This is a genomic window from Acinetobacter sp. YH12072 (genome assembly GCF_013419565.1).
Lineage (GTDB): Bacteria > Pseudomonadota > Gammaproteobacteria > Pseudomonadales > Moraxellaceae > Acinetobacter.
This window is the reverse complement of sequence record NZ_VOZV01000030.1, coordinates 1-14,000: the sequence shown is the minus strand read 5'-3', so window position 1 is coordinate 14,000 and position 14,000 is coordinate 1. Positions and strand designations below refer to the sequence as shown.

Sequence of the window (14,000 nt, the reverse complement as noted above, 5' to 3'; positions counted from 1 at the left end):
TCTTGTTTAACTTTGGGTTACGGGTTTGCTTACAAATTTATTACTCTGCAATCTAGTAGAAAAAATGAACATTCACTTAACTCATTTTAAGAAAATAAATTTGATTAAAAGCTTCAAAAATCTCAGTGATTTACTCGGAAATCAGAGCCTGTCTAGCCCGCGAAAATGGTAGTTTTCATCCTACTTATTCTGTTACCGATAAGTACAATACAACCGTACAATAATGCTAGTGATGCCCTAGGGGGCGTGCTAATATGAATGACTTAACCGCTGTTAAAATAAACAATAGCGGCCTCTGCTTTTTGTTATACCTTCCCAGGTTCCAGGAGTGCTGTTGGAGATGAATGCTCCCCTACCTCAAGCCCCAATTAACTGGGTCGCTGTGTTTGCTCTGGTAGTTTTACCCATTGTAGCTGTTATCGCGATTCCGTTATATGCGTATCACCATGATTTTAGCCTTGCCGCTTGGATCAGTATGTTTGTTTTGCTCGGCGTTAGCAGCCTGGGGATTACAGCGGGCTATCATCGTCTTTGGGCACATCGTGCTTATGAAGCGACTTTACCTTTAAAAATCATTTTAATGATCATGGGTACCTTTGCCGTGCAGAACAGTATTCTGTACTGGGGTTCAGGTCACCGTACCCATCACCGTCATGTCGATGACGTGGAAAAAGACCCATATTCAATTAATAACGGCTTCTGGTATGCACACCTGGGCTGGATGCTGCGTGACTATCCTGCTGCAGAACCAAACTACAAGAATGCACCAGACCTGCAAAACGACAAAGTCGTTATGTTCCAGCACAAATACTATGTGCCTTTAGTAATTGCAGTACACGCTGCGATTCTATTGCCAATCGGCTGGGCTGTAGGCGATGTCTGGGGTGTATTATTATTGGGTGGTCTGGTTCGTTTAATCCTGAGCCATCACGTGACCTTCTTCATTAACTCACTGTGCCATATGTGGGGTTCACGTCCTTATACGGATGAAAACACTGCACGTGACAACTTCTGGTTAGCAATTGCAACTTGGGGTGAGGGTTATCATAACTACCATCACATCTTTCAGTACGATTACCGTAATGGCGTAAAATGGTGGCAATATGACCCAACTAAATGGTTAATCTGGACTTGCTCTAAACTGGGTCTGGCTAAAAATCTGCGCCGTATTCCAAGCTTTAATATCAAAAAAGCTGAACTGGCAATGAAGTTTAAATATGCCGAGCAGGATCTGGCGGTATATGGTCATAATGTCAATGAAGACATTATCAATGTAAAAAGTAAGATTGCTCAAGAATATGAAGCCTTTACTCAAACATTGAATGACTGGGCCAAACTGAAAGAACAGGAAATACAGGTGAAAAAGGCGGCTGTAGCAGAAAAGATTCACCAGATGGATGACAAGCTTAAAGTTGAATTCCAGCTGGTTGAACAGCGTCTTTCTCATCATCGTGAAACACTGAATCTGTTAGTACGTAATTTGAAAAAAGCGCCTGTCTCTCAATAAGATTTGAATTCTCAAAAAAGCTCCTGAAATCAGGGGCTTTTTTTATTTTTGTCTGTCTTACTTATACTTTCCTTTTACAACAGTTTTAAACAGAGATCTTTGTTATATTGCTTCTATTGCCTAAGTATTTTAACTGCCATGTATTTTAATTCCCGATATCAGACTCTCCCTCCTCGCCTTTATCATCATCAGCCTCCACTGCCTTTAAAAGGTGCTAAAGCGGGACATTTTAATTCTGCGCTTGCTGATCAACTGCAATGGTCTGAGGAAGATAAAGCACAATGGGTCGAAATCTGTAGTGGTCAAAAAACCTTTGCCGAGTTTGAACCTTTGGCCATGGTGTATGCTGGCCATCAGTTTGGACAATGGGCAGGACAACTGGGTGATGGACGCGGTTTATTAATCGCTCAGATTCTGGATAAAGATCATCAGACCATTGACCTGCATTTAAAAGGTGCAGGCGCAACACCTTATTCACGTATGGGAGATGGTCGTGCAGTCTTACGCTCGGTGATTCGGGAATACCTAGCCGGACACGCCTTAAATGCGCTAGGTGTAGAATCCAGTAATGCGGTTGGCTTTACCTCTTCCGCTCAAGGCGTACAGCGTGAAAAACTGGAACCGGGCGCGATGCTATTACGGACGTCTGACTGTCATATCCGGTTTGGACATTTTGAATGGATCTATCAGTATCAGCCAGACTTGCTGCCTGTATTCACACAAAAATGTATGGAATGGCATTATCCACAATGTCTGCAAGCAGAACAGCCTATTCTGGCATTTGCCACTCAAGTCATTCAGCGCACGGCAGTCATGATTGCCAAATGGCAACTGGTTGGATTTGCACATGGTGTCATGAACACCGACAACCTGAATATTACTGGTTCAACGCTAGACTTTGGCCCGTATGGGTTTATGGAGCGTTTCCGTCCCAACTGGATTAATAACCACTCGGATTATCAGGGTCGCTATACTTATCAGCAGCAACCAAGCATCGGCCACTGGAACTTGTGGATGTGGCTGAATAACCTGATTCCATTATGTCCTGAAAACTATGATGAAGAACAATGGAAACAGGATCTGGCCCAATGTCTGGAACATTATGAACCGACCTTCCTGGAACATTATAAGCATGGCCTAAACCAGAAAATGGGCTTACCGAGTTTTCACAAAGACAGCTTTGACTGTGCCATGGCTTTTCTCAGAATCTTACAAAGCGAGCAACTCGACTATACGCAAAGCTTTATTCGCCTGCAGAATCATGAATATGAAGCAATCAAGGATGATTGTTTGGATCGCCGTCAGTTTGAAGCATTCCTGACTCAATATGAAGCGATCCGCGAACATCAGGATACTGGAGAATTAGATGCCGCCATGCAACTAGTCAATTCACACTATATCCTGCGCAATCACATGGCTCAGAAAGCAATTGAACTAGCTGAGCGGGATGACTTTTCCGAAGTCGATCGCCTGTTTAAATTATTAAGTAAGCCTTATTTAAAACAGCCAGATCTGGAACACCCTGAAGATCTAGGGCCATTGCCGAGTGATGTACCTGAAGTCATGGTAAGTTGTTCATCTTAATTTATTCACAAGACAACCAAAAACTGTGGATAATTTAAGCATTATCCACAGTTTTATTTCGGTTTATTCATAACTTATGACCTTACATCAAATCTCAACACAGATAGCGATAAGTTTACCTGAAGTCACTGTGACTCAGCCTTTCGGTGAAGGTTGTGATGTATTCAAAGTGCTAGATAAAGTCTTTATGCTTCAGTTCTATCTTCAAGGCAAAGCTGTCATTAATTTAAAAGTAGCGCCTGATCATGGTGCTATGCTGCGAGATATTTATTCTTATATCCATGCTGGCTGGCATATGAATAAACAACACTGGATTTCAGTGTATGAAGATAATCAACTGGATGAATCTCTGGTTGAGGACCTAGTACAGAATTCTTATGAGCTGGTAGTATCGAAATTAAAGAAAGCAGAAAAAGTACGAATTAAGTTATTACGAACATTAGAAAAATAAGTCTGGAACTTCAACCTTATAAAATGGCCTCTCATCCATTACAATTATCTTGTTCAATCATAAGATAACGTGATTAAATCAAATAATATTAAGATGTTAAAAATCACTCAAACTATGATTAACCAACACAGCACATTAATTGATTTAAGATCAAAATTAATTGAAATCCCGACAGAACAAAAAGAATGTTTACATCATTTAAGTTATCCATTTATTCCATTCTTGGATGAAAATTTTTATTCATCAAAGAATAAGGTGTTGCTGGTTGGTCAAGAAACAAAAGGTTGGCAAAGTCGATTAAGTAACTTTTTAAATGAAGATATTAATTTCGACACTGTGATTCAAAATAGTGTTCGTCGTCATCAAGAGCTTTACTCTCAATCACCTAAGCATAGTAGTTTTTTACAATTTCTAAAAAAAATTAAAATTCAAAATCATCAAGAACCTATTCAATGGCTAAATTTTTATTTATTTGACTATAAAAAAGCCTCATTCAATACTTTAAGTAAAAATAAAACATATAAGGATATTTTCTTGTATCTTCAAGAATTGTCTATTCTAAATTTATCCCAGCAAATCAAAGATACTCAACCACGTGTTATTTTTTTTGTTGGGCAGTACCACAATAATTTCCCTAAATTAGAGGAAAAATTACACCTTACTTCAAATGATCGATTGTTATTAAAAGAACCTATTGATAAATTCAGCATGAAAATTTGGAACGACGAGATTTTAATTCTAAGAGTCCCTCACCCAGCACATTTTAGTCGTATTTCTAATCAAGCTAGAAATGTTGCTTTAGAATATTTTAAAATTTTTGATCAATGTGAAACTATGGCTGAGTTTAAAGAAGTCATTCACCATAAATTAAAGTAATGCTTAGATGTATACATATGAAAATGGACTCATCCGAGTCCATTTGCTAGTTTAAGCCTCTTTCTTCACCAACTTAAACACCCCAAATAACAAGCCAATCCAGACAGGCAACATCAACACTGACAACATAAAGCCTTGCGTCCACATGATATATAAAATCATCAGCATAAAAGCTAAAACAAAATAGTTGCTAAACGGCGCAAAGATCGCTGGGAATCCGGTTTGAATCCCCTTTCGTTTGATGGCTTGTCTAAATTTCAAATGAATCAAACTGATCATCATCCAGTTCAATACCGCAGCTGCTACCACAATATAAATCAGGTAACTCAATGCTTTTTCAGGCATAAAGTAATTCAGGATCACACAGCCAAAGATCAGAAATGCCGAAAACAATACCGCTGCCACAGGCACACCATGTTTATTCACGCTCTTAAATAATTGCGGTGCATTCCCTTGTTGAGCCAGCCCCATCAACATACGGCTATTGGCATACATGCCACTATTACAAACTGAAAGTGAAGCAGTTAAAATAATGAAATTCAGTAAATGTGCAGCCCATTCAATCCCCATCTGGCTGAAAATCATTACAAATGGACTATGATCTAAATCGCCTAAATTCAGCTGATTCCATGGTACGAGTGAAAGTAATACGGCAAGCGAGCAGATATAAAATAAAAATACCCGAATCACAGTTTGATTCACGGCACGTGGAATGTTCTTGCCAGGATTTTCGGTTTCTGCCGCTGCCATACTAATCAGCTCAATGCCGCCAAAGGCAAACATCATAAAGGCGAGCATATAAAACAGCCCATCAAAGCCATTCGGAAAAAATCCACCATGAATCCATAAATTGCTGATCGAAGCAGTTGAGGTTGCATCAGCAGTGAGGAGCAAATATATGCCAAAGATAATCATTGCAATGATGGCAAAGACTTTAATCATCGATAGCCAGAACTCAGACTCACCATAAATTTTGACATTGGCTAGGTTGGCAAGGGTTACCGCCAAAAAGAAAATGAGTACAGATACCCAGGCTGGAATATGTGGCCACCAGTAATTGATATATTTGCCAATGGCGGTCAGCTCTGTCATTGCGACCAGAATATATAAAATCCAGTAATTCCAGCCGGTTAAAAAGCCTGGAAATTTACCCCAGTATTTAAATGCAAAATAACTGAATGAACCAGTCACAGGCTCATGCACAATCATCTCACCTAACTGGCGCATAATCAGGAATGCAATCAAACCACCAATCAAATAGCCCAGAATAATGGAAGGTCCTGCGGACTGAATAATCTGTGCGGACCCCAAGAATAATCCGGTTCCAATGGCCCCGCCCATAGCAATCAGCTGGATATGACGGTTCTTTAAACGGCGCTGTAGTTGCGGTGCTTCACTCTCCAAGACACGCTCTCATGATGAATAAAAAACCGAATTGTAGCGGGTCTCCAACTAATCAACTAATACATAAATTTAAGTTATTAATTATTAAACTTTTATTTTTTTATCTACTAAGATAAAAAGAAATATAAATAATTGATTTCATAATAGATGCTATTTAAAAGTTATTTACCTTTTAATGCTCCATAACTTTTCAATAGAAATAGTTCTTTTTTGATGAATTATTGTGTCGCATTAAACGCCTCATGGTAGACCACTTCTCCCTGTGGAATAGATCCATTAAATGCAATGACTTGAAAGTATTCTGATGGAACATCCTTGAGGTAAAGTTCTGAAAAAGCCTTAAACCCGAAACGACCATAATATTGAGGATCACCGAGCACTACACATCCTTGAGCCCCCAACTGTTGCAGGCGATCTAAAGCTACCCGTATAAGTAAAGTGCCGATTCCCTGTCCTTGTTTTGCAGGTAATACCGAAATTGGGCCAAGACCGTACCAGCCAGTTTCACCTGAAGAGATAGTGACAGGTGAAATAGCCACATGGCCAACCAGCTGATTATTTTCAATCGCAACTAGAGAAATCGTTAACTGCCCATGCGTGCGCAAAGCATTGACAATAAATTGTTCAGTATGACTTGAATGGTCAGTATTTTGAAAAGCCGCTCGGGTCAATTTAGCAATGGCTGGAATATCTTCTAGCCGTTCATCCCGAATGATGATTTTCATTATTTTGGCTCTCTTATATTGATCATTTTCAGAAATAAAAAAGCGAACAAACCAAGAAGTCTATCCGCTTTTCTTTAACGAATTCGAATATCAGTCTTCAGGATATTCAAAACGGTAACCTACCCCATAAACGGCCTGAATCCACTCATGACGGTTTCCGGTTTCCGCAGCATCTGAAATTTTGCGACGCAGGTTCTTGATATGACTATCAATCACACGGTCTGCCACATCAAAACTGTCCGGATTGATATGATCAAGTAGCTGTGCACGTGAATACACCTGGCCGACATGTTCTAGGAACAGCTCCAGCAAACGGAATTCAGTCGGTGTCAGGTTCAAGGCTTTTTGCTGGTACCAGATACGCTGTTGTGATTTATCCATACGGAATAGATCATTGCTTTCCGGCTCAGCTTTACGGTCTAAACGGCGTAATACGGCCTGTACACGGGCAACCAGTTCTTTTGGACTAAATGGCTTGCAGATATAGTCATCCGCGCCCATATTCAAGCCCAGTACACGGTCAATTTCTTCAGTACGCGCAGTCACCATAATGATCGGCAAGTCTGATTGCTCACGTACTTTACGGCAAATGGTCAGACCATCCATACGCGGCACCATCAAGTCCAGGATCATCAGGCTCGGTTTACGCTGGGTAAAACTGTTATATGCTTCTTGCCCATCATGAAACACGCTGACTTCAAAACCAGCAGCCTCTAGATAATCTCGCACCAACAGGGCAAGTTCGACTTCGTCTTCAACCAGCATAATATGTTTCATGAATATATTTTCCTTTATGGTTTCATTTGTTTAGGAAAGCTCAGTTTGCATCGTAAACCACCTAATGGTGAATGTGCAAAGCTTAAGCTACCACCCATAGCCTGAGTAATTTTACAAGATAAGGCCAGACCCAAGCCTGTCCCACCGGTGGCACGGGTACGCGAATCATCAACACGATAGAAACGCTCACCAATGCGGGCCAGCTGCTCATCAGTCAAACCGAATGGACTGTCATCGACATATAAAGTCCATTCTTTCTCATTCTGTTCGGTATGGATATGTACCTGACCACCGGCTTCTGTATAACGGATACTGTTGCTAAGCAGGTTAGCTACAATCTGCTTGAAACGGTCCAGATCCAGCTCGACTTCAGCACCGTCACCTTCAATAGTCACTTTCAGATCAGCCTGTTCAAATTTAGGCTGGAAGTTCATTAATTCCTGCTGCACCACATCCCATGGATTTACAGTTGCATAGTAAAACTGTAATTGCTGGGCATCAGCCTGCGCTAGAGCTGCCAAGTCCTGAGTCAGTTTTTTCAGGCTGGTTACCTGTGCCAACATCGACGCAAAATGCTCTGGTGTCGGTTTACGGATTCCATCCTGCATCGCTTCAATCTGTGCCTGCAAGACTGCCAGCGGAGTTTTCAATTCATGTGAAGTATCTGCTACCCACTGACGGCGTGAAGTTTCATGCTGATCCAGAATCACTGCCAATTGATTCAGCTCATTAGACAGATCACCCAGCTCATCATTACGTTTCACTTTCACTTGATGTTGATAATTACCGCGAGTCAATTCACGTGTTCCGTTCAACAAACGCTGAATCGGTTTTTTAAAATAAGTTGCCAGTAATAATGCAGCAATCAGACTGGCTAGAATACTTAAACCATAAACTAAAAATAGGTAACGCTTCTGATTACTAAAGAAATTAATACTTAAAGCATCATCTTGGTCTAAAACCGGTTTCAAACCGAGATAACCGACCACCTGGTTTTCGACCATAATTGGACGATAGGAAATCTGCTCATCTGACGCCTCACCTACTACAAAACGCCGTTTGGCATCATAGAGTGACAGGCGTGAACTTAGACCCAGACGGTCTGGCATCTGGATGAACTGCTTCTTGCCGGTAGGCGGCTGAACTGACTGTTGACCGCCATTATTGTCTTTACGGTCGGTTCTAAACAGGTTCTGATTGGAACTAAGTGGAAATCTTAAACCTTCAAAGGGCTGGAATTGTGAAGGCAGGTTAGATGCCAGAATACGCAATTCTTCTTCATTGACTGAACGCGATGTCAGATTTGGTTCAACCATACTTGAAGGCGCTACAGTGGCTAAGGTCTGCTCCTGAAAGTAACGCTGCTGTAAGGCAATATCATACTGACGCCGCAACCACCAGCGCGATAAACGGTCATAATCATCCGGTGCAGCTTCACCTTCAATTTGCAGAATCTGCGCCTGAATGGCGTTACCCCAGTCTTCATATACCGTATAGACATCAGCCAGATTCTCGATTACATGATCCAGCTTCTGCATTTCTACATCCGCCACATAGCGGGTAAAGTTGCGCTGCATATTCAGGTGCAATACGCCCAGACTCACCGTGGTAATTACCAAGGTGGTCAATAAAACAGTCAAAAACAGACGTAATGCAATCGGAATACGGCGAATCTTCAAAGTAAAAATCTCAGTTTTTCTTCTCTATATTCATTATTGTAGCGAACACAGACTTAAAAAACTCTCCATGGTTTCTTCATCTTTATTATTTAATCTTTACTCATCAAAAAGAATCAGCTCTTGAATGGGGTAAAAACATGAAAGCAATGACAAAAATCGCCTTAATCAGTGCCAGCGTTTTATCGATGGGTGCATTGACTGCCTGTCAATCTACTAGCAACGTGAATGAGCAGAAAGATCATTCTCGTATGATGAAACATCATGAAGGTCAAAAACAGCATCGTCTCACTCCAGAGCAACGCGAACAATTCAAAGCCGCTCGTGCAGAACGCATGCAATTGCATAAACAGATTCAACAGGCCTGTGACGGTAAAGCTGTAGGTAGTGCAGTCCAAATCAAGGCGGGTGATAAAACCATTGATGGGCAATGCAAGATTTCTTTCAAACCTGACCATAAAGGCATCACAGGTCAACGTGGTGAATTCCGTAGTATGCGCGGTGAACATCGTCCAATGCGTGGTGAATTCCGAGGTGGTATGAACCGTGGAGAAGCATTAACGGATAGTCAACGTGCAGAAATGGTTAAACAGTATGATCAGCGTTTATCAGAACGTCAGGCTCTACAAACTGCGTTTGCCAACGCTTGTAAAGGTCAAACCCACGGCAAGGCCGTTCAAGTGAAAGCGGGTACTCAAACTATTGATGGTCAATGTATCGTGCACTTCCAGCCGAATGCACCCATTAAGATGACTAAAGCTGCATCTTAATCTTCTTCTACGTTTCTTATTCCTTCAAATTCAGGCACCTTCGGGTGCCTTTTTTTTATAGCTGACTCCTCAGTCCTCTTTTGACCATTCATGTTCTGCTAATTTCTACAAAAGTCTTTGCAGTCAATATGTTTACTGTTCTGTGCAGATTAATCTTTGACTTTATAGTCACCAAGAAAGCCGCCTGAAAGCTTGTATGGCCGGGCAAGATGTTGCACGATTAGATTCATAGCAATACGTGTCACTGAAGGCACGTTTCAATTAATTTAGGATGATAACGCTGGTCTAAACCAGTATTGAGGAAACCGATATGCCACAATACAAAGCGCCCTTACGTGACATGCAATTCGTTCTACACGAATTATTAAATGCTGAAGAACATTACGCAAAACTTCCTGCGTTTCAAGAAAACGTAAGCCGTGAGTTGGTTGATCAGTACCTAGAAGCTGCAGCTGACTTCTGTGAAAATGAATTATCTCCTCTAAATCAGGTCGGCGACCGTGAAGGTTGTACCTGGAATGACGGCGTTGTAACGACACCGACTGGCTTTAAAGAAGCTTACCAAAAATACATCGAGCTAGGCTTCCCTTCTCTTTCTGCTGAAGAGCAATACGGCGGTCAAGGCTTACCAAATTCTTTAGGTATCACTCTTTCTGAAATGGTGGGTACTGCGAACTGGGCATGGGGTATGTACCCTGGTCTGTCTCATGGTGCAGTTCGTACTTTAGAACACCACGGTTCTCAAGAACAAAAAGACGCTTACCTGCCTAAACTGGTTTCAGGTGAATGGACAGGTACCATGTGTCTAACTGAATCTCATGCAGGTTCTGACCTCGGCATCATCCGCACTAAAGCTGAACCACAAGCTGATGGTAGCTATGCAATCTCTGGCGAGAAAATCTTTATCTCTGCTGGTGAACACGACATGGCAGAGAACATTATCCATATCGTACTTGCTCGTCTGCCTGGCGCGCCTAAAGGTACTAAAGGTATTTCTCTGTTCATCGTACCAAAATTCAACCTGAATGCTGACGGTTCAATCGGTGAGCGTAACGGCGTACGTTGTGGTTCAATCGAACACAAAATGGGGATCCATGGTAACGCAACTTGTGTCATCAACTTCGATAACGCCAAAGGCTTCCTGATCGGTCCTGAAAACCGTGGTCTGAACTGCATGTTCACCTTCATGAACACTGCACGTATCGGTACTGCTGTACAAGGTCTGTCTGCATCTGAAGCGGCGTTCCAAGGCGCTTTAACTTATGCCAAAGACCGTCTGGCAATGCGTTCTCTTTCGGGTCCTAAGGCACCTGAAAAAGAAGCTGATCCAATTATTGTTCATCCAGCCGTACGTAACATGCTTTTAACTCAAAAAGCATTTGCTGAAGGTGGTCGTGCACTGGTTTACCTGTTGGCTCAATATGCTGATGTGGTTGAACAAGGTACTTCTGAAGAAGAGCGCAAGTTCGCTGACAATATCCTGTCGCTATTAACTCCAATCGCAAAAGCATTCCTGACTGAAACTGGTTCAGAAGCTGCGAAACATGGTGTTCAAGTCTTCGGTGGTCACGGCTTTATCTCTGAGCATGGCATGGAACAAATCGTACGTGATACACGTATTGCCTGCCTGTACGAAGGTACGACTGAGATTCAAGCACTGGATCTGTTAGGCCGTAAAGTACTGGGTACTCAAGGTGCGATGTTGAAAGACTTCACTAAGATCATCCACAAATTTGCGGAAGCGAACAAAGACAATTCTGCAATGAAAGAATTTGTTGAACCGCTTGCGGCATTGAACAAAGAATGGGGTGACCTGACCATGCAGATTGGTATGCGTGCGATGCAAAACCCTGAAGAAGTGGGTGCAGCTGCAGTAGATTACCTGTACTTCTCTGGTTATGTAACACTGGCTTACCTGTGGGCTCGTATGGCACTGGTTGCTCAAGAGACTCTTGCTGCAGGTACCACTGATGCAGACTTCTACAATGCTAAATTGACGACTGCACGCTTCTACTTCAAGAAAATCCTGCCACGTGTTCGTTCACACGTTGACGTGATTGCAACTGGTGTAGAACCGCTTATGTCTTTAGATGCTGAACATTTCGCATTCTAAGCTGATGCAGTTTTAAATGCATAATAAGAAAAAGGACGGCCATCTTCAGGCAGTCCTTTTTCTTTATAAAGAGTTACAGAATTAACCTTTAGTCGTCTAACATTCAGATTTTTAATGCTTTAGACTGAGCCAAAACAATCCAATTAAACAATAAAACAGGTGACATACTATGCCAATTTATAACGCGCCACTTGCTGACATGAAATTCATCCTGAATGATGTTTTCAATGCAGAACAGTTCTGGCAGGCCAATGAAAATCTTGCCCACTTGGATACTGCCACAGCAGAAGCCATTCTTGAAGAAATGGCGAAGTTTGCGCAAAACGTCATGCTTCCTCTGAACCGTACCGGTGATGAAGAAGGCGCAAAATATGAAAATGGCAATGTCACCACACCTGCTGGCTTTAAAGAAGCATTCAAACAATATGCTGAAGGTGGCTGGATCGGTCTGGGTGCCGATGCAGAATGGGGCGGCCAGGAAATGCCGAAAATGCTTACCGTACTTTCTGATGAAATGCTGTTTGCAACCAACCCATCTTTCATGCTCTACCCGCTTCTTTCTGTGGGTGCAGGTATGGCTTTAAACAGCTATGCATCTCAAGAGCAAAAAGAAACCTATCTTCCTAAAATCTATTCTGGTGAATGGTCAGGCACCATGTGCTTAACTGAGCCACATGCCGGTACTGATCTGGGTATTATCAAAACCAAAGCTGAACGTAATGAAGATGGCACGTATAGCATTACCGGTACCAAAATCTTTATCACGGGTGGTGACCACGATCTTGCTGAAAACATTATTCACCTGGTGCTGGCAAAAACACCTGATGCGCCTGCCGGCTCTCGCGGTATTTCCCTGTTCATTGTACCAAAGTTCCTGGTCAATGAAGATGGTTCAATTGGTGAACGTAATCCAGTTGGTCCTGGTTCAATCGAACACAAAATGGGGATCAAGGCCTCTGCAACATGTGTAATGAACTTTGATGGTGCCAAAGGTTACCTGGTGGGCAAAGAAAATGAAGGTCTGGCCGCCATGTTCGTGATGATGAACTACGAACGTCTGTCTATGGGCATCCAGGGCCTAGGCGCCTCAGAATTTGCTTATCAAAATGCTGCGCAATATGCGACAGATCGTTTACAGGGTCGTAGTGCCCTTGGTGCTCAATCACCAGCTAAACCGGCAGACAGCATTTTAGTACATGGTGATGTACGTCGTATGTTGCTGAATGTTCGTGCGAACAACGAAGCATCTCGTGCATTTGCGGTGTATGTCGGTCAGCAACTGGATATTACCAAGTTCTCGACTGATCCTGAAGCCGTAAAAAAAGCCAATGACCGTGTGGCACTGTTGACACCAATCGCGAAAGCTTACCTGACTGATACTGCATTCCAAGCAACCCTAGATGCACAAATGGTCTTTGGTGGACATGGTTATATCCGTGAATGGGGTATGGAACAGTGTATCCGTGACCTGCGCATCTCACAGATTTACGAAGGAACCAATGGCGTTCAGTCACAAGATTTAATCGGCCGTAAAACCATTAAATGTGGCGGTGCGTACATCGGTGAATACATCGAAGAAATCCGCGACTTTGCGAACCAGTTAGATGCAGACCTGAACTTCATTAAAGATGCAACTTTAGATGCAGCTACTGAAGTAGAATCATTGACTCAGTTTGTGCTTGAAGCTGCTGGCGAAAATGCAGAATTCCCGAATGCTGCAGCGGTTGATTACCTACATGCAGTAGGCCTATTGAGCTTCTCTTATATGTTTGCGCGCATTGCCAATGCTGCAAAAGACAAAGATGGCGAGTTCTACCAAAACAAACTGGCACTGGCGCGTTATTTCACGCAACGCATCTTGCCTGAACTTGCACTGCGTATCACTAAAGTGAAAGCCGGTTGTGAAGTAGTGATGAATTTCTCTGAAGATTACTTCACGACTCAAGCTTAATCTTGACGTGAATCCATATAAAAAGCCCTGCATCTGCAGTAATGCCAGTCAGTTAAGCAAATATTAGTAAAATGTAGTAAAAATGAGTGTATGTAAATACGCTCATTTTTTTATGACTTTATCTGAAAATTTAGATTGCACCCTTCAACATTCTTTACCTTCACTT

Annotated in this window: 11 protein-coding genes; 7 read left to right on the top strand and 4 right to left on the bottom strand. The window is 42.2% G+C overall.

The annotated features are described in order from the left end of the window. The first annotated feature begins 340 nt into the window (after nucleotides 1-340). The 4 genes from FTU19_RS12455 (at nucleotide 341) to FTU19_RS12440 (ending at nucleotide 4,418) form a co-directional block, all read left to right on the top strand. Nucleotides 341-1,507: an acyl-CoA desaturase gene (locus FTU19_RS12455; protein WP_104495369.1), complete on the top strand. Its 1,167-nt coding sequence runs from the start codon at nucleotides 341-343 to the stop codon at nucleotides 1,505-1,507. A gap of 138 nt (nucleotides 1,508-1,645) precedes the next feature. Then, nucleotides 1,646-3,091, top strand: a complete 1,446-nt coding sequence (locus FTU19_RS12450) for a YdiU family protein (RefSeq protein WP_180025148.1) — start codon at nucleotides 1,646-1,648, stop codon at nucleotides 3,089-3,091. 76 nt (nucleotides 3,092-3,167) lie between these two features. Beyond that, entirely contained in the window at nucleotides 3,168-3,542 is a 375-nt protein-coding gene (locus tag FTU19_RS12445; protein WP_180017139.1) for an MmcQ/YjbR family DNA-binding protein, read from the top strand. 93 nt (nucleotides 3,543-3,635) lie between these two features. After that, complete coding sequence (locus tag FTU19_RS12440) at nucleotides 3,636-4,418, top strand: hypothetical protein (RefSeq protein WP_227607427.1); 783 nt, start codon at nucleotides 3,636-3,638, stop codon at nucleotides 4,416-4,418. 51 nt (nucleotides 4,419-4,469) lie between these two features. On the opposite strand, the gene FTU19_RS12435 is transcribed toward FTU19_RS12440, so the two are convergent. The 4 genes from FTU19_RS12435 to baeS all read right to left on the bottom strand — a co-directional run bounded on the left by FTU19_RS12435 (nucleotide 4,470) and on the right by baeS (nucleotide 9,003). Continuing rightward, complete coding sequence (locus tag FTU19_RS12435; protein ID WP_180025147.1) at nucleotides 4,470-5,822, bottom strand: amino acid permease; 1,353 nt, start codon at nucleotides 5,820-5,822, stop codon at nucleotides 4,470-4,472. 218 nt (nucleotides 5,823-6,040) lie between these two features. After that, nucleotides 6,041-6,547 (bottom strand): GNAT family N-acetyltransferase, encoded by a 507-nt coding sequence (locus tag FTU19_RS12430; RefSeq protein ID WP_180025146.1) that lies wholly within the window; start codon nucleotides 6,545-6,547, stop codon nucleotides 6,041-6,043. A gap of 90 nt (nucleotides 6,548-6,637) precedes the next feature. Next, on the bottom strand, nucleotides 6,638-7,324 hold the full coding sequence (locus FTU19_RS12425) for a response regulator (protein WP_034704234.1): 687 nt from the start codon (nucleotides 7,322-7,324) through the stop codon (nucleotides 6,638-6,640). Nucleotides 7,325-7,338: 14 nt separating this feature from the next. Next, entirely contained in the window at nucleotides 7,339-9,003 is a 1,665-nt protein-coding gene (baeS, locus tag FTU19_RS12420) for a sensor histidine kinase efflux regulator BaeS (RefSeq protein WP_180025145.1), read from the bottom strand. Between the two features lie 137 nt (nucleotides 9,004-9,140). On the opposite strand from baeS, the gene FTU19_RS12415 reads away from it, so the two are divergent. The 3 genes from FTU19_RS12415 (at nucleotide 9,141) to FTU19_RS12405 (ending at nucleotide 13,834) form a co-directional block, all read left to right on the top strand. After that, nucleotides 9,141-9,770 carry a hypothetical protein gene (locus FTU19_RS12415; protein ID WP_159124146.1) on the top strand — a complete coding sequence of 210 codons (630 nt, stop codon included), beginning with the start codon at nucleotides 9,141-9,143 and terminating at the stop codon, nucleotides 9,768-9,770. 310 nt (nucleotides 9,771-10,080) lie between these two features. Beyond that, nucleotides 10,081-11,883, top strand: coding sequence for an acyl-CoA dehydrogenase C-terminal domain-containing protein (locus FTU19_RS12410; protein WP_159124145.1), 1,803 nt, complete (start codon nucleotides 10,081-10,083; stop codon nucleotides 11,881-11,883). A gap of 169 nt (nucleotides 11,884-12,052) precedes the next feature. Then, nucleotides 12,053-13,834, top strand: a complete 1,782-nt coding sequence (locus FTU19_RS12405; protein WP_005232064.1) for an acyl-CoA dehydrogenase C-terminal domain-containing protein — start codon at nucleotides 12,053-12,055, stop codon at nucleotides 13,832-13,834. The last annotated feature ends 166 nt before the right edge of the window (nucleotides 13,835-14,000 follow it).